We start from the raw sequence: 16,669 nt of genomic DNA on the forward strand, positions 1-16,669 counted from the left end.
AACCACAACCTTGACGCTCATTCCGTCGCTTCCTTGCTCAACTGCTGCTGCAGGTAGCGTGCATCGCCGATGCCGGGGAAATTCGGATTGCTCTGCAGCAGGTCATCGAGCCTTTGCCTCGCGCTTGTCCGGTCGCCCGATTTCAGCAGCGCCACGGCATAGTGGTAGGTGATTTCAGGCTGGTTGCCGGCCTTGCGAAAGGCCTGTTCGATATTCGAGATGGCGGCAGCCAGCTTGCCGTTCTGCAGCAGGGCCCAGCCGTAGGTGTCGAGTACGTAGGGGTTGTCCGGGCTCAGCTTGACGGCACGTTGGGCCAGCTCGAGCGAGCGTTTTGGATCGGTGGTCGAATAAGCCTGTGCTGCGTTATTGAGCGCGGTCAGGTCATTCGGCCGGGCCTCGAGAATGGACTCATAGTATTGCGCCGCAATACCGGCGCGGCCTGCCCGGCTGGCTGCATCGGCAAGAAAGTACTTGGCACCCGTGTCGGTCGCATGCTGGCTCACCCACTGCTGGCCGAGCGCGATGGCGGCATCCACTTTTCCTGTCTGTACCAGCGCGTCGTGCAGCTTTGCCAGCACGCCGGCCGACGCAGAGGCATTGAACAAGGCCTGGTATTGTTCAACGGCTGCGGCCGGCTTGCCTGCCGCCATTTCGACGTCGCCCTGCAGCTCACGCAGACGATCGCCCGACAGCTTGAGCGCTTTCAGGTCGGCGAGCTTGCGGCTGGCATCTGCGGGCCGCTTGGTTCTGGCGTATAGCAGGGCGAGTTCGATGTGTGCCTGAATCTGTTTCGGGTCGAGCTGCAACGCCTTGGTGAGGCTCTGCTCGGCACTGGCGGCACGGTTGTCGTTGGCTTGCGCCCGTGCCAGGTAGATCAGGGCATTGATGTCGTTCGGCGCTGCCGCGCTCCATTGGGTCAGCGCGGTCACGGCGGCGGCCCGATCGCCGCCGGTCAATTCGGCAAGACCAAGGGTGCGCAATATATCGCGGTCATTCGGTGCAATGTTTCTGGCTTTGCGGGCATAGTCGAGCGCTTGTGCGGTATTTCCCGCCTGGGCATGCATTTGCGCCAGCATCAGCACCGGCTGCAGTGCATGGGGGTTGGCCTTGACCGCGCGCAGCAGCAAGGGCTCGACCTGGTTTGCGTTCTCGCCGGCCTGCAGGCCGACTTCGGCTCGCCCGACCAACAGGGCGCTATTGTCGGGTTGCCGCTTCAGCAGGGTATCGAAGCGGCCGGTGGCGGCCTCGGCCTTGCCTGACTGCAGGTCGAGCTTGGCCAGGTTGACCAGGGCGGGGAGATGGTCCGGCTTGATGTCCAGCGCCTTGCCAAATTCGGCGCGCGCGGCATCCCATTTTTGCTGCTGCGCCAGGGCCACGCCCAGCAGATTGTGCGGAAGCGGGTGGTCGGGCGTGTCCGACACGAGGCCGCGGGCCAGTTGTTCGGCCTCCGCCGTTCGCCGGTTCTGGATGGCTTGAATGACCTTGACCAGTACCCGTGTCTGGAGAGCTGCCTTGCTGTCGTTCGAGAAGGTGGCAAGCGCCGCGCTGGTGTCGCCTGCCGCGACGCGCGAGAAAGCGAGCGAACGCTGGACGCGGGCATTGTCCGGGGCGAGCTTTGCCGCATACTGCAGGACGGAGATGGCCTGCTGGTCATCACCCGCACTCAGCATCGCCTCGCCAGCCAGCGTGTATAGCGGCACCGAATAGGGCGCGGCCAGCAGGGCGGGCTTCAGCGTGTCGACGGCCTGCTGCGGCTCGTGCATCATCATTTGCGCCTGCGCCAGCAGCATGCGGGTGTAGGTGTTGCCGGGCTCGATATTGAGCGCCTGCTGGAAGTAGCCGGAGGCCGTTGTGGCCGCTTGGTCGGCGAGCTCGATCTGCCCGGCCAGGGTGATGGCCGGGACGGACTGCGTCAGTTGCTGGTTCGCCTTGGCGATCTGCTTTCTGGCGTCAGCCAGCTTGTTTTCCCTGAACAGGATGATGGCGGCCAGATAGTCGTTCATGCCGTCTGCCTTGATATACGGCTTCGCCTTGTCGGCCTCGGCACGCGCCTCGCTATAGCGCTTGGCAACGGCAAGCAGATCGACCAGCCGCACATAGGCACTGATCTCCTTGGGGTTGTACTTGAGCAGGTTGCGGTAGCTGTTGATGGCCTCGTCGCTCTGTTGCAGCATCGTGTAGACATCGGCCCGCACGCTCCAGGCTTCGGCGTTGTCCGGGTGCTGTGCCAGTACGTCGTTGATGAGCTTCAGCGTCTTGTCGACGTTACCGCGCAACAATTCGACCTGAGCCAGGCCGATGCTGGCCGGGCCTTTGCTCGCCGGCGTTGCCTGGGCGCGTTTGAACAGTTGCTCCGCTTGGTCGGCATCGCCCTGCATCAACAATGCCCGGCCACGATAGACCTGCGATGCCGCATCCAGCGTGCCGCTACCCGCCGCCAGCTCGGTTTCCTCGATGAGCTGCTGGAAGGACTTCTGCTCGAATAGGGTCTGGCACAACAAGGGGAGGACCTGCTGCTGATCCGCACCGAGCTGGAAGGCCCGTCTGAGCTGCTTCTCCGCATCGTTTGCCTGGCCGTTGGCGAGCAGGCTGCGGGCCAGCAGGATGCGGGTGTCTGCATTTCGCGGCTGCATGTCGACCGCGGCCTTCAGCTCCACCAGGGCTGTTGCATGCGCGCCCTGCGCCGTGGCCTGGGCTGCCTCGGCAAGCAATTCGTCGTAAGTCGGGACATGCTGGCTGCAGGCTGCAATCAGCAGGCTGGCCGCCACTGCCAACAGGCTTTGTTTGTGCCTGAACGCGGAGCCGCTGCGGTGCTGGTGGAGTGGGGGGCGGGGAAGAGGCATATAAGCTGCGTGACTCGGTATGTATCGGTTGTGTGTCGGCTGTCCACGCCCCAGGGGCAGTGTCGCCGACGGAAATATTGCGCCCTGGCTTAGGTCGATTGACGGGCTGGTATTGCCCTGATCAGGCAGCATAGCACGCAAGATATGCAAACATTCTATTTGGCCGACGAGATGTATTGCCAGGATGGATGCCCGTTCGGCATCAGGCCGTCTGGCGCCGAGTGCCAAAATGTCGAAAGGCCACCATCGGTGGCCTTTCTGAGTGTTACTGCCGTTGCCGGTGAATGGCTTAGTGCTTCGTCCGCTTGCGGGCGCCGACCGCGGTCAGGGTCAGCAGGCCCAGTGCGAAGAGCGCGATTGAGGTCGGCTCGGGGACCTTGGTGGCGGTGAAGCTGCTCATCTTGAAGTAGTCATTGTTACCAGAGGCCAGGGCGCCGGAAACCAGCAGATAGCGCGAATTGCTCAAACCGGTGATGGCGTTGCTGGTGCCATTCGTGGTGTCGTTGAAGACCTTGGTGTTGGTCGACGTGAAGCCAAGCGAGGCAAGCGTCGAGGCCGTGCAGGTGCCGCTGCAGGCGGTGGTCAGGTCGAGGCCTGCTGCCAGATTGGAAGCACCGGTCCACATCTGGACATCGGAGTCGTAAGAGGTGCGGTTGGTATTGGTGCCGTAGTCTTGGAAGGCATTCCAGCCGATCTTGAACGAGTTCATCGCGTAAACGCTGTCGAACTCGAGCAGCAGGTAGTCCTGACGGGTGTTGTTGTCCAGTGCGTGCTGCGGTGCGGTGGTGCAGGTTTCGCCGTTGCTGCACACGGCCAGACCGCCGCTGTAGACGTCGGTTTGCGCCTTGGCCAGATTGCCGGTCGGCGCGCCGCTGCTTTGCGCCGCGTAGTAGGAGCTGGCCTTGATCCAGCTCGTGCCGTTGGTGAACTTCCAGCTATTGCCCGCACCGCTGCTGGTTTGGGTTTTCGTTGTGCTGGTCGTGGTCAGGTCCCATGTGACTGGCAAATTTGCCGACAGGGCGGGCAGCGCTCCGGCCAAGCCAAATGCCAGCGCCGTAATCTGAACGAGGTGGAGAGGTTTCATCGTCGATAATCCCAGAGATGTTCCGAATTCTGTAAGCCGTCCCGGCTTCTAGCCTTGAACTGGCGGGGCAAGCGATGCAATGACCTTGGCTGGATGTTGACTGAGCGTTCAGGTCTTCAAAGTGGCATTCCGTTTTCTTGCCGCTATTTAAGTTACTGAGTAAGCAATTTACATGCCGGAGTGCGCATGACAGTGATATAAAAGGCTTTCCGCCGGATTTGCTGCAACCGTTTCCCCGTATGTGTAAAAATATTCGACACATTCTTTGGGCTGGATGTTCATGCTTGCGCAGCAAGTGGCATCTTCATGCCCCATATGCTCATGCTCGCTGTTTGCAGCCGCGCGACCGGCGCCGCATGGCAAACGGGACGATTGCCGGTTTCCCGATATATCTATGGTTTCGCAATCATGGCCGGGCTGGCTGCCTGCACCGCCAGTCGGTCGGGCGGAAAACATGCCTGGAAGCAGCTGCCCATGCCCGGCTGGGATTGAATCTCCAGTGTGGCGTGATGGCGTAGCAGGATGTGTTTGACGATGGCCAGGCCCAGACCCGTGCCGCCGGTATCTCGCGAGCGGCCCTTGTCGACGCGGTAGAAGCGCTCGGTCAGGCGAGGGATGTGCTGCGGGTCGATGCCGATACCGGTGTCCGTGACGGAGAATACGGCCCGGCGGTTCTCCGTTTTCCACACCAGCCGGATGTCGCCACCCTCTGGTGTGTAGCGGATCGCATTGCTGACCAGATTGCTGAAGGCGCTGTAGAGTTCGTCGCGATTGCCCAGTACATGGAACTCAGTCGCCAGATCCAGTGTGATGTGGTGGCGATCGGCGCTGATGGTCTGGGCATCGGCGAAGATGCTCTGCAGCATCTGCGGGATATTGACCGGCTCATCGCGTGATTGATTCTGCCCGTTCTCCAGGCGCGACAGGATCAGCAGGTCCTCGACGATGCGCTGCATGCGCTTGGCCTGGTCGAGCATCAGTCGCATGTAGCGCGTCGTGGCGGCCGGATCGGGGTGCTCCAGGTCGAGCAGGGTCTCGAGAAAGCCGCCAATGACGGTGAGTGGCGTGCGCAGCTCGTGCGAGACGTTGGCGACGAAATCGCGCAGGACGGTCTGGACTTTCTCCAGTTGCGTGATGTCGCGGCTGATCAGCAGCTTGCGCGTCGAATCAAACGGCACCAGCTGGACGGACAGCAACAGCTCCTGGCTGCGACTGGGACGGAAGTTCAGCGGGTGGGCGTAATCGAGTGCGTGCAGGTATTCGACGAAATCGGGATTACGCACCAAGTAGCTGATCTGCTGGCCGATGTCCTGGCGCCGATCGAGGCCGAAGTGACGCATCGCTACCGGGTTGCACCATTCGATGCGGTCCTTCTCGTTGAGCACCACCACACCATCCGGCATGGCTTCGCCGGCGCTGATGAAGCGGTCGAGCGCGGATGACAGCTTCTGCTGGCTGCGAAACTGGGTGCGGACCATCTGGTAGAGCCGATGGTAGACCGCCTCCCAGGTGCCGAAGCTCTCCGGCACCTGCTCCATGGTCGGATTTTTCAACCAGGCGTGCAGCTTGCCAAGCTGACGCACATGAAACGCCAGGATCAGCAGCAGCAATGCGATGAAGGCCAGGGCCGTGCCCAGCGGGCCATGCCATGGCCAGGCCATGAGTGATAGCGCCAACGCTACGGCGAGCGCTATCAGAGTACGACTGTAAAAACCCAGCAAGATATAACGTTCCAGTCGTCGAATGCCGAAATTATCTCATGCAGCGTGTTGCAATCATGCCTGCGCCGAAAAACGGTAGCCCGCACCGCGCACGGTCTGGATCAGATCCGCATGGTTGGAGGGCTCCAGCGCGCCGCGTAGACGGCGGATGTGGACGTCGACGGTGCGTTCCTCGACGAATACATGGTCGCCCCATACATGGTCGAGTAATTGCGAGCGCGAGTGCACGCGTTCCGAGTGTGTCATGAAAAAATGCAGCAGCCGGAATTCGGTCGGGCCCAAGTCGAGCGACTGGCCATCCGCCGTGACGCGATGGGTGGCGGGGTCGAGCCGCAGCCCCTTGACCTCGACCGCGTCGTCCGTCATTTGCGGCGCGCGGCGGCGCAACACCGCCTTGATGCGGGCTTGCAGCTCGCGCGGGCTGAACGGCTTGGTGATGTAGTCGTCAGCGCCGCTGTCGAGGCCCTGGATCTTGTCGTGCTCTTCCGAGCGCGCGGTCAGCATGATGACCGGGACCTGTTTGGTGCGCTCGTCGGCGCGCAGGCGCTTGGCGAAATCGATGCCGGACAGGCCTGGCAGCATCCAGTCGAGCAGCACGAGATCGGGCAGTGCGCTCTTGACGTAGTTGAGGCCCTGTTCTGCTGATTCCGCCCGCAGCACGTGATGGCCGGCCTGCTCGAGATTGAAGGCAATCAGTTCCTGTATCGCCGGCTCGTCTTCGACAAGCAGAATATTTGCGGCCATGAATCGTGTCCCTTAACAATTTTTGTGTTGCAAGGATAGGTAAGCAATATTACATAAAAATGACAACTCCATTGGCTTGCCCGGGCGCCTCTACTGCGCGCTGACCTGGGTTTTGGTAACATGCTGGAGTTTGTTTCCCCGGAGCCGCCTGATGGCTGGCCTGTCTGCGCATTCCCCCATCCCCACCGAGATCCGGTTGCACCAGCGTTCGCGCGTGCTGGAGCTGAGTTTCAGCGACGGCGCGCGATTCGAGCTGTCGTGCGAGTACCTGCGCGTGTTCTCGCCATCCGCCGAGGTACGCGGGCATTCGCCGGCGCAGGCGAAGCTGCAGACGGGCAAGCGCAATGTGCAGATCGCCGCGATCGAGCCGGTCGGCAACTATGCGGTGAAGCTGGTGTTTGACGATGGGCACGATTCGGGCCTGTATTCCTGGGATTATCTATACGAGCTCGGCATCAAGCACGAGCAGAATTGGCAGCAATATCTGGCGCAGCTCGAGGCTGCCGGCGCGAGCAGGGAGTAAGCGATGGACAACAAGACCCACTTTGGTTACGAAACCGTCAACGAATCGGAAAAGGCGCGCAAGGTCGCGGGCGTGTTCCACTCGGTGGCGCAGAAATACGATGTGATGAACGATCTGATGTCGGGCGGCCTGCACCGCCTGTGGAAGATCTTCGCCATTGAGCAGTCCGGCGTGCGCGAAGGCGCGCGGGTGCTCGACATCGCGGGCGGTACGGGCGATTTGTCCTATGCCTTCAGCAAGAAGGTCGGCAAGACGGGCCAGGTTTGGCTCACCGACATCAACAGCTCCATGCTCGGCGTTGGGCGCGACCGCATGCTCGACCGCGGGGTGATCATGCCGGTCGCCCAATGCGATGCCGAGAAGCTGCCGTTCCCCAACGACTATTTCGATTGCGTCACGGTGGCCTTCGGCCTGCGCAACATGACGCACAAGGATGCCGCACTGCGCGAGATGCACCGTGTGGTGAAGCCTGGCGGGCGCCTCTTGGTACTGGAATTCTCCAAGGTGTGGAAGCCGTTGTCGCCGCTATATGACCTGTACTCGTTCAAGGCGCTGCCGCTGATGGGCAAGCTCATCACCCAGGATGCCGACAGCTACCGCTATCTGGCCGAGTCGATCCGCATGCACCCGGGGCAGGAAGAGCTCAAGCAGATGATGCTCGATGCCGGCTTCGATCGTGTCGACTACCACAATATGACGGCAGGCGTGGTTGCCCTGCACAAGGGTTTCAAGTTCTGAGCTGAGAACGGCGGGCAAAGGGGGCGAGATGACGGGGATTCATGATCTTTGGGCGTTTGTGTTGGCCGGCATCGCCGTCAACCTGCTGCCGGGGCCCGACAGCATGTACGTGGTCGGCCGCAGCCTGGCACAGGGGCGCGGGGCCGGCGTGTTGTCCGCGCTCGGTATTGCGGTGGGGTGCCTGGTCCACATCGTGTTCGCCGCGCTCGGCCTGTCCGCGTTGCTCGCTCAGTCCGCGTTTGCCTTCGATGTGGTCAAGTACATTGGGGCCGCCTACCTGCTCTACCTCGGTATCACCATGGCCCGCAGTCGTGAGCATAAGCGCGCCGCCCCGGTTGACGCCGGCACGGCCTACCTGCGCGTGTTCACGCAGGGCCTGCTGACCAATGTGTTCAATCCCAAGGTGGCCCTGTTCTTCCTGGCCTTCCTGCCGCAATTTGTCGATCATCAGGCCGGTGTACTGCCTTTCTTCATGCTCGGCCTGCTGTTCAATACCACCGGCACCATGTGGAATCTTTTCCTGGCCTGGAGTGCCGCCAGTGTCGCGCAGCGTTTCCAGCGCAATCAGCGTTTCTCGATGTGGCTCAATCGCGCCACCGGCATCCTGTTTGTCGCGCTGGGGCTCAACCTGCTGCGTGCCAGGCTGTCGCCGGGTGTTAACTGATGCTGATTCTGCTGATCAACCACCTATTGGCACAGCAAGGCCAGTTGCGCAGGGAATTGGCAAGATTCGAAGGCAAGGTTGCCGAGATCGTCGCCTTGCCGGTCTCCGCGCGTTTCCAGATCCAGCCGGACGGCCTGCTGGTGTCTTCTGCCGAGGCGCCACTGACCACGCTGCGTTTCTCGCCGTCGCTGTTGCCGAGGTTGGCCCTGCGCGATGAAGCTGCCTACCGGGAAATCGTGGTGGACGGCGATGCGTTACTGGGCGCGGAGATCGGCAAGCTGCTGAGAAACCTGCGCTGGGATGCCGCAGAAGACATGTCGCGCTTGTTTGGCGACGTCGTCACGCATCGCCTGACGCGTGCCGGTGCCACTCTATTTGGCGCCTGCGGCGAGTTGTTGCAACGTCTGGCCAGCCAGTACGCCGAACATTGGACGCAGGAGCGCCCATTGCTGGCCAAGCCCGACGGCGTCGCTCAATACCTGCAAGAGGTCGATCACCTGCGCGATGCGGTGGAGCGGCTGGAAAAACGTCTGGCCCACCTCGAAAACCGCTCCCACGAGCTACCGTCCCGCCACTGATCATCTCTCATGTTCCTGCTTCGCCTGCTGAAAATCCTGCGTGTGCTGTTCGCCTATGGGCTCGACGAGTTCCTGCTCGGGCATCGGCGCCTGAAGCCCGTGCGCATCGTACTGCGCACCTTGCTGTTCTGGCGCGATCTGTCCGCCCCGCGCGGGGTCAGGCTGAGACGTGCGCTGGAGCGCCTGGGGCCGATCTTCGTCAAGTTCGGACAGGTGTTGTCGACACGCCGCGACATCCTGCCGGATGACATCGCGGACGAACTGGCACGCCTGCAGGACAAGGTGCCGCCTTTCGACAGCCGGCTTGCCCGAGAGGTGCTGCGGCGCAATCTCGGGGCGACGCCAGAACAGATTTTCCAGCGTTTCGACGATCAACCCGTGGCCAGCGCATCGGTGGCCCAGGTGCATTACGCGGTGTTGCCGAATGGGCATGAGGTAGCAGTCAAAATCCTGCGGCCCGGCATTTTGTCCGTCATCGACCAGGATCTCGCGCTGATGCGCATCTTCGCCGGCCTGGTGGAACGTGCATCGAGCGACGGCAAGCGCTTGCGCCCGCGCGAAGTGGTGGCCGAGTTCGACAAATACCTGCATGACGAACTCGACCTGATGCGCGAGGCGGCCAACGCGAGCCAGCTCCGGCGCAACTTCACCAACTCGCCCATGCTGATCGTGCCCGAGGTGCACTGGGACTATTGCTCGCGTGAAGTGATGGTGCTCGAGTGGATGCGCGGCACGCCGATCAGCCAGATCGAGCGTTTGCGCAGCGAGGGTATCGATCTCAAGCGGCTCGGCCGCTACGGTGTGGAGATTTTCTTCACCCAGGTGTTCCGCGACGGCTTCTTCCACGCCGACATGCACCCCGGCAATATCTTCGTGGCGCCGGACGGCCGTTACATCGCGCTCGACTTCGGCATCGTCGGCACGCTCACCGATTTCGACAAGCACTATCTGGCGGTCAACTTCCTCGCTTTCTTCAACCGCGACTACAAGCGCGTGGCCACGGCGCACATCGAGTCGGGTTGGGTGCCGGCAGAGACGCGAGCAGAGGAGCTCGAAGCGGCCGTGCGCACGGTATGTGAGCCGATTTTTGACCGGCCCTTGTCTGAAATCTCGTTCGGGCAGGTGCTGTTGCGCCTGTTCGAAACCTCCCGCCGTTTCAATGTTGAAGTCCAGCCGCAGCTGGTGCTGCTGCAAAAGACGCTACTCAACATCGAAGGCCTGGGCCGCCAGCTCGACCCCGATCTCGATCTGTGGGAAACCGCCAAGCCTTTCCTCGAACGCTGGATGCACGAACAGTTCGGCATGGCGGCACTGGTGCGCAATTTCAAGCGCGAAGTGCCGCAGTTCGCCGCGCTGATCCCGGAGCTGCCGCGCCGTCTGCACGAGGCCCTGTCGGCGGATCGCTCCGAGATGATGACCCAGGCTTATGTGCAGCTGATGCGCGAGCAAAAACGGCAGAACTTTCTGCTCGCCTTGATTGTCATTCTCCTCGCTGCCTTGTTGCTGACTAGGCTCTGAATCTCTCTGTATATCCGCAGAAAAAGATGCCGCACAACAACGGTCGGTGCCTGTACATTAGAGTTTAATCATACGATTCAATCGTTTGTATTCGATTTTTGGTTGAATTAGTGTTTTGACTTTAATATGATGCTGGTATTTTAGAGCGCGCGTTCGGCACCCCGGCCGATATGCAAAGCGCGGCAAATAGAGGAGCGGGAGCTATGAGAACGATCGGAAAGATGTTGCTGCCGGCCATGTTGGCGGCATTGCTGGCGCAGCCGGCCTGGGCTGATCTGGATTCCGGGCTCAAGGCCTACAAGTCGCAGAAGTACGATGTGGCCATGAAGGAATTCAAGACGTTGGCCAAGCATGGCAACGCGCAAGCCCAGAAATATATTGGTTTCATGTACCTGCAAGGGTTCGGCGTCAAGGCTGATGCGGTGCAGGCTGCGGCGTGGTTCCGGCAGTCGGCCGAGCTCGGCGACGCCGAGGCACAGCAGAACCTGGGCTGGCTGTATCGCGTCGGCAACGGCGTGCCGCAAGACCTGGAAAAGGCCTTCGAGTGGTTCAAGAAGTCGGCCGATCAGGGCAATGCCAGTGCCCAGACCAACGTCGGGTTCATGTACTACACCGGGCAGGGCACGAAGCAGGACTATGTTCAGGCGCTGGAAGCCTTCAAGAAGGCGGCCGCAGCCGGCGACCTGATGGCGATCAACAATGTTGGCGGCATGTATCAGGAGGGACAGGGGGTTGCACAGAACTACACCGAAGCCTTGCGCTGGTACACCCTTGCTGCTGACAAGGGGCAGGCACTCGCCATGTACAACCTCGGCGAGTTCTATGAAAAGGGCTGGGGCGTTCCCAAGAGCTCGCTGAACGCGCTCAAGTGGTACCGCAAGGCTGCCGAGTCCGGCAACGAGCAGGCGATGGAGCGTCTGGGTGCCGTCTACGAAAATGGCGAGTTCGGAGAAAAGGCCGATTCCAGCCAGGCCCAGCAGTGGTATGACAAGGCTCAGGCCGCACGCAGCAATCGCTGAGCGAGCCCGCAACGAAGCAAGGCGCCGTATGATGCGGCGCCTTGTTTTTTGGGGCGGGGCCTGTTTGCCAATGTTTGCTAGAATGCCGCTCGCAACCGAATCCCGCTGCGCTTGGCAAGGACACCTCATGATCGCTCGCTGGTTTGCTGTACTGGCATGCTTTGCCGGACAATCTTCCGCCAACGACACCCTGCACCTCTATAACTGGAACAATTACCTGGCGCCGCAGACGGTCAAGCGCTTCGAGACCGAGTGTGGCTGCAAGGTCATCCAGGACTACTATGCGAGCATGGGCGAGATGCAGGCCAAGCTCGACGCCAAGATCAAGCGTTACGACGTGCTTGTGCCCAGTGCCTACGTGATCGGCGACCTGATCAGTGCCGGCTATCTGCAGCCACTCGACAAGAAGCAATTGCCGCAATGGCGCAATCTGCAGAGTTCCTGGCTCAACCCGGAGTATGACGCGGGTAATCGCTATACGGTGCCGTATTCCTACACCCAGACGGTCATCGGCTACAACGAGGCCAAGCTGAAGGAGGCGGGCATCGAGGTTGCACCATCATGGGCCATGGTGTTCGAGCCTGGGCGGTTGGCGCCGCTCAAGGGCCGGGTGTCGGTGCTCGACGATTCGCGCGAGGTGTTCGCCGCCGCTTTGCGTTATCTTGGCTACTCGGCCAACGATACCAGTGAAGCGCATTGGCACGAGGCCCAGCAGGTGATCCTGAAGGCTAGGCCGTATTGGGCCGGGTTCGATGCCTCGAACTACATCAGCAGGCTGGCCAGCGGCCGGGTCTGGCTGGTGCTTGGCTATTCCAACGATATCGTGCAGGCCGGGCTGAAGGCCGGTGATGGCCATGTCGTGCGCGCCCTGGTGCCAAAGGAAGGCGCAAACCAGTCGCTCGATAGCATGGTGATCATGAGCAACGCGCCGCGCCCCGATCTGGCCCATCGCTTCATCAACTTCATACTCGAAGGCCGCAATTCGGCCGAGTTGACCAATCTGGCCGGTGCCAGCAACCCGAATGCGGCTGCCATGCCGTTCGTGAATAAAGGCCTGGCGCGGGATCCCGCTGTCTTCCCGGACAGCGCGACATCCGCTAAGCTGGAAGGGTTGAAGCCGCTGGATGCCCGAACGGGGCGCCTGATGGCAAGGTTGTGGGCGGAGATCCGCGCCCGCTGAGTGCGCCGTTCAGGCGCTTGCCGCCGAGACCCGGTGGCACATCGTTTTCCGCAGCGTTGGCCCGTCGGCCCAGAGACGCAGCCTATTTCACATGCCCTGGCAAACGCCTATTTCACTACTTGGCCGTGATCTGCCACGGTCCTATCTGTCGCGCCACTTTGCGTGGCTTTACCTGCTGGTGATCGTCACCGTCAGCCTGTACCCGTTCAGTGGTTGGAGCTGGCCACCGATCCCCATCCTGGCCTATCTGTGGTTCCCCGCACCTTACTACCAGGCGCAGGTGGACGACGTGCTCAATGTGCTGGCCTATATCCCGTTTGGCGCGGCGCTATGGGGGCCGCTGCGCACGCGTCTCGGGGGCTTTCTGGCGGTGCTGGCGGCTACGCTGCTGGGGGGCGCGTTGAGCTTCGGTATGGAGACGCTGCAGGTCTTTCTGCCCAGCCGCGTGGCCTCCAATCTCGACATCCTGCACAACACCGTGGGCACGGCCATCGGCGGCTTGTTCTCGTGGACGCTGGGGTCACGCTACTTCATGCGGCAAGCGTCGCTGTTGCGCCATCACTGGTTTGTCGATGGCGGGTGGGCGGATTTCGGGCTGGCGCTGCTGGTGATCTGGTTCGTCACCCAGCTCGACCCGTCCATCCCGCTGTTCGGCGTGGTGGCGAGGCCGCAGGGGCTGCCGCAGCCTTTCGAGTCGCCGATCGACGATCCGTCGATGTTCCTGCGTTTTCTCGAGGCGGCGGACGCCATGTTCAACCTTCTGGTTGTCACCTTGCTGGTCTCGCTGCTGCTCGAACAGCGGCGCTATCTGTGGCAGCTGATCGGGCTCGTGGTCGGGCTGGCGATCCTGGTGAAGCTGACCACCGCGGGGATGCTGCTGAAGCCCATCGTCTTCTTCCAGTGGCTCAACTGGCGCACGTTGCTGGGGATCAGTGTTGGCTTGCTGCTGCTGCCGCTGCTGCTGTCGCTGACCATTGTTGCCCAGGCTACCGTCTGTGCCGCAGCGCTCGCCGTGAGTGTGCTGGTGGACTGGTTGTGGCCGTTGCAGGCCAGCCCCAATGCGGCATTGGTGCTGTTCAAGTGGCGCTCGGTGCAGCTCAGCAATTTCAACGGCATGTCGCACACCATGGCTGATCTTTGGCCGTGGCTGATGCTGATCTTCCTGGTTGGCTTTGCCGCCACACACACGCAGCGAGCCCACCGCACCTGGTTCTAGCCAACGGCGCTGGCTCAGTCCTCGGCGACGTTGACCTGCAGGGCCACATCCGGGTTGACGAAGCGCTTGCCGGCCTTGAGCTCCTCGTACATCTCGGGGTTGCCCCATTCGGTACGCACCTGCTCGGAAAACTCGATAGCCGTCAGGCTGATCTCGCCCATGCGCGGGTTGTAGGCGTCGTGCCGGAAGCATTGCGCATAGCCGGTCTCGGTTTCATGCACGATGACCGAGTGGAGCAGGATGTCGTCCGGCTCGCCGTTGCGCATCTCCGTGTTCTTGAGGATGGCGTCGATCAGCACGAAGAACAGGCGCGAGAACTGCTCGGCCGATGGCGAGACGGGGATGGCGATCCAGCGCGCGGAGAATTGCTTGCAATAGTCGATGTAGACCGCGTCATCGCGATCCCAGAAGGCAATGGCGTGGTCGAAAGCATCGACGACGTCACGGATGGTGCCCTTCATCAGGCCGAAGTCGTAGACCATCTGCCCGTGGTCGAGTGCGTTTGCCTCGAGCAACACTTCAACCTTGTAGCTGTGGCCGTGTATCGAGCGCCGGCAGCGATCCGAGCTGCAATTGCGGACGATATGGGCGTTCTCGAACTTGAACAGTTTACGGATCAGCATGGCAGAGTATCGCTAAAACAAGGCCTTGGGTTTTATCACTAATCGCCGGGGCGCGCCAGCCCTGGCAGGCGGTGCAGCTCGGCCAGGCGGCGGATGTGCCAGTCCACGCCCGCCGGGAGCGATACGCCGGGCCCCAGCCAGACTGTCCGCATGCCGAGCCGCTTGGCCGTGCGCAGGTTGTCGAGCGAATCCTCGACCATGATGCAGTCGCGCGGTTTCAGGCGAAAGTCGTGGATGATCTGGCGAAAGCCGAGCGGATCGGGCTTGGGGCGAAAGCGCACGCGCTCGAGGTGGACAATGCCGTCAAACAGCCGGGCAATGCCCAGCCCTGCGAGGACGGCCTCGGCATAGTGGCGCGGGCCATTGGTGAACAGTATCTTGGTGCCGGCAAGCCGGGCGAGCTGATGCTTAAGTGTCGGGTCTGCAACCAGCATGCCGGCCAGATTGGGGAACTGGTGGGTGTGCCAGAGAAAATGATCGGGATTGGTGCCGTGGTGCCGCATCAGCCCGGACAGGGTTGCGCCGTAGCGGCGCCAGTAATCCTCGCGCAGCTGGTTCGCTGCTGCCTCGTCGAGTTTCAGCGTCTCTACCAGGTAGGCGGTCATCGTCCGGTTGATGTGCGGAAACACGTGGGGATTGGCGTCATGCAGGGTGTTGTCGAGGTCGAAAATCCAGGTCGGGTTCAATCCGTGCTTTCAAGTAAAAGGCCCGCTTACGCGGGCCGTGCATCGGGTCGGGGTGCCGGTTACTGATAGATGTAGTGTGCGAGCTGCTGGATCACGAATTCCTTCTCCGCGATCTGCGAACGGACCAGATCAGTTATCGAGAGCACCCCGATCACTCGCTCGCCTTCCACGACCGGCAAGTGGCGGAAGCGTTTTTCCGACATCAGCGCCATGCATTCGTCCACGGTATGCTCGGGGCGCGCGCAGATTACGCGTGCGGTCATGATGTCGCGAATCGGCGTCGAGGCCGACGTCTTGCCCTGCAGTACGACCTTGCGGGCATAGTCGCGCTCGGAAAAGATGCCGACCAGCTTGTCGCCATCCATGACCAGAAGCGCGCCGATATCCTTTTCTGCCATCAGCTGCAGCGCCTGATACACGGTGGTATCCGGCGTGACCGAGAATATGCCCTGGCGGTGTTTGCCTTGCAGCAACTGGCGTGCTGTTTCCATCTGCCTTTCCCTCCTCATGATCCGGTTTTCTCCAGATTTCACTATAGGCAAGGCAGGCCAGAAAACCAGCCAGGGCGTGCGCTTTTTACTCGGCGCGGATCAGCGTGCCGACGCCTTCGTCGGTCAGGATTTCCAGCAGCAGGGCATGCTCGACACGGCCATCGATGATCTGTACGGTGTTGACGCCATTGCGCACGGCATCCAGGCAGGAGGCGAGCTTTGGCAGCATGCCGCCGGAGATCGTGCCGTCCTTCACCAGCGCGTGGATCTTGCTCTCGGTCAGGCCGGTCAGCAGGTTGCCCTGCTTGTCGAGCACGCCTGGCGTGTTGGTGAGCAGCACCAGTTTTTCGGCGCCGAGCGTTTCGGCCAGCTTGCCGGCGACCAGGTCCGCGTTGATGTTGTAGGCTTCGCCGTTCTCGCCGACGCCGATCGGCGCGATGACGGGAATGAAGTCGCGGGTGTCGAGCAGGGCCACGAGCTCCGGGTCGATGCTGACGACTTCGCCCACTTGGCCGATGTCGATCTGCTCCTCGTCGCTATCGCCCTTCAGGAACATCTTCTTCGCCTTGATGAAGCCGCCGTCCTTGCCCGTCAGGCCGACAGCCCGGCCACCGTGCTGGTTGATCAGGTTGACGATTTCCTTGTTGACGAGGCCGCCGAGCACCATCTCCACGATGTCCATCGTCTCGCGGTCGGTCACGCGCATGCCTTGGATGAATTCGCCCTGCTTGCCGACGCGGGTCAGCAGGTCGTTGATCTGCGGGCCGCCGCCGTGCACCACGACCGGGTTCATGCCGACCAGCTTGAGCATCACCACGTCCTGCGCAAAGCTGGTTTTCAGGTGGTCGTCCGTCATCGCGTTGCCGCCGTACTTGATTACGATGGTCTTGTCGTAGAACTGGCGGATGTACGGCATGGCCGTGGTCAGGATGTCGGCCTTGGTGCGGGCCGTGCTCTGGGTGATCGTCATTAGGTGTCTCCGGCAGGAAGGGCGGGCGCGCCAGCGCCCATGTCGCTGCGGATTTTACACGTTTCCCCGCA

The 16,669-nt window shown here is 61.7% G+C and carries 16 protein-coding genes; 8 read left to right on the top strand and 8 right to left on the bottom strand.

From position 1 onward, the window contains the following. Nucleotides 1–17 precede the first annotated feature (17 nt). The 4 genes from prsT to phoB all read right to left on the bottom strand — a co-directional run bounded on the left by prsT (nt 18) and on the right by phoB (nt 6,392). On the bottom strand, nt 18–2,843 hold the full coding sequence (gene prsT, locus ABWL39_RS01450; protein ID WP_367786492.1) for an XrtA/PEP-CTERM system TPR-repeat protein PrsT: 2,826 nt from the start codon (nt 2,841–2,843) through the stop codon (nt 18–20). 289 nt (nt 2,844–3,132) lie between these two features. Next, nucleotides 3,133–3,927, bottom strand: a complete 795-nt coding sequence (locus ABWL39_RS01455; RefSeq protein ID WP_367786494.1) for a PEP-CTERM sorting domain-containing protein — start codon at nt 3,925–3,927, stop codon at nt 3,133–3,135. Nucleotides 3,928–4,319: 392 nt separating this feature from the next. Next, nucleotides 4,320–5,648: a phosphate regulon sensor histidine kinase PhoR gene (gene phoR, locus ABWL39_RS01460; RefSeq protein ID WP_367786496.1), complete on the bottom strand. Its 1,329-nt coding sequence runs from the start codon at nt 5,646–5,648 to the stop codon at nt 4,320–4,322. A gap of 54 nt (nt 5,649–5,702) precedes the next feature. Beyond that, entirely contained in the window at nt 5,703–6,392 is a 690-nt protein-coding gene (gene phoB / locus ABWL39_RS01465) for a phosphate regulon transcriptional regulator PhoB (protein WP_367786497.1), read from the bottom strand. 151 nt (nt 6,393–6,543) lie between these two features. Between phoB and ABWL39_RS01470 the strand changes: the two genes are divergently transcribed. The 8 genes from ABWL39_RS01470 to ABWL39_RS01505 all read left to right on the top strand — a co-directional run bounded on the left by ABWL39_RS01470 (nt 6,544) and on the right by ABWL39_RS01505 (nt 13,828). Then, complete coding sequence (locus ABWL39_RS01470) at nt 6,544–6,915, top strand: gamma-butyrobetaine hydroxylase-like domain-containing protein (RefSeq protein ID WP_367786499.1); 372 nt, start codon at nt 6,544–6,546, stop codon at nt 6,913–6,915. A 3-nt stretch (nt 6,916–6,918) separates the two neighbouring features. Further along, the gene (ubiE, locus tag ABWL39_RS01475; RefSeq protein ID WP_367786500.1) at nt 6,919–7,653 is read left to right on the top strand and encodes a bifunctional demethylmenaquinone methyltransferase/2-methoxy-6-polyprenyl-1,4-benzoquinol methylase UbiE; all 735 of its coding nucleotides are present in this window, start codon (nt 6,919–6,921) and stop codon (nt 7,651–7,653) included. A gap of 28 nt (nt 7,654–7,681) precedes the next feature. Then, a complete protein-coding gene (locus ABWL39_RS01480) occupies nt 7,682–8,317 on the top strand; it encodes a LysE family translocator (protein WP_367786501.1) in 636 nt (211 codons plus the stop codon). After that, the gene (locus ABWL39_RS01485; RefSeq protein WP_367786502.1) at nt 8,317–8,895 is read left to right on the top strand and encodes an SCP2 domain-containing protein; all 579 of its coding nucleotides are present in this window, start codon (nt 8,317–8,319) and stop codon (nt 8,893–8,895) included. Before ABWL39_RS01480 ends, ABWL39_RS01485 begins: the two co-directional genes overlap by 1 nt. Before the next feature lie 9 nt (nt 8,896–8,904). Continuing rightward, nucleotides 8,905–10,413: a ubiquinone biosynthesis regulatory protein kinase UbiB gene (gene ubiB, locus ABWL39_RS01490; protein ID WP_367786503.1), complete on the top strand. Its 1,509-nt coding sequence runs from the start codon at nt 8,905–8,907 to the stop codon at nt 10,411–10,413. 203 nt (nt 10,414–10,616) lie between these two features. Next, nucleotides 10,617–11,432 (top strand): tetratricopeptide repeat protein, encoded by an 816-nt coding sequence (locus ABWL39_RS01495; protein ID WP_367786504.1) that lies wholly within the window; start codon nt 10,617–10,619, stop codon nt 11,430–11,432. Nucleotides 11,433–11,559: 127 nt separating this feature from the next. Further along, nucleotides 11,560–12,612 (top strand): spermidine/putrescine ABC transporter substrate-binding protein, encoded by a 1,053-nt coding sequence (locus tag ABWL39_RS01500; RefSeq protein WP_367786506.1) that lies wholly within the window; start codon nt 11,560–11,562, stop codon nt 12,610–12,612. Between the two features lie 91 nt (nt 12,613–12,703). Then, entirely contained in the window at nt 12,704–13,828 is a 1,125-nt protein-coding gene (locus ABWL39_RS01505; RefSeq protein ID WP_367786507.1) for a VanZ family protein, read from the top strand. 14 nt (nt 13,829–13,842) lie between these two features. On the opposite strand, the gene ABWL39_RS01510 is transcribed toward ABWL39_RS01505, so the two are convergent. From ABWL39_RS01510 to argB, 4 genes are all read right to left on the bottom strand, one after another. Beyond that, a complete protein-coding gene (locus ABWL39_RS01510) occupies nt 13,843–14,451 on the bottom strand; it encodes a 6-pyruvoyl tetrahydropterin synthase family protein (RefSeq protein ID WP_367786508.1) in 609 nt (202 codons plus the stop codon). Between the two features lie 38 nt (nt 14,452–14,489). Then, nucleotides 14,490–15,137 (bottom strand): pyrimidine 5'-nucleotidase, encoded by a 648-nt coding sequence (locus tag ABWL39_RS01515; protein ID WP_367786509.1) that lies wholly within the window; start codon nt 15,135–15,137, stop codon nt 14,490–14,492. Between the two features lie 59 nt (nt 15,138–15,196). Next, nucleotides 15,197–15,628, bottom strand: coding sequence for a CBS domain-containing protein (locus ABWL39_RS01520; protein WP_367786510.1), 432 nt, complete (start codon nt 15,626–15,628; stop codon nt 15,197–15,199). 85 nt (nt 15,629–15,713) lie between these two features. After that, the gene (gene argB, locus ABWL39_RS01525) at nt 15,714–16,598 is read right to left on the bottom strand and encodes an acetylglutamate kinase (RefSeq protein ID WP_367786512.1); all 885 of its coding nucleotides are present in this window, start codon (nt 16,596–16,598) and stop codon (nt 15,714–15,716) included. Nucleotides 16,599–16,669 lie beyond the last annotated feature (71 nt).

This window comes from Chitinivorax sp. PXF-14 (assembly GCF_040812015.1).
GTDB lineage: Bacteria > Pseudomonadota > Gammaproteobacteria > Burkholderiales > SCOH01 > JBFNXJ01.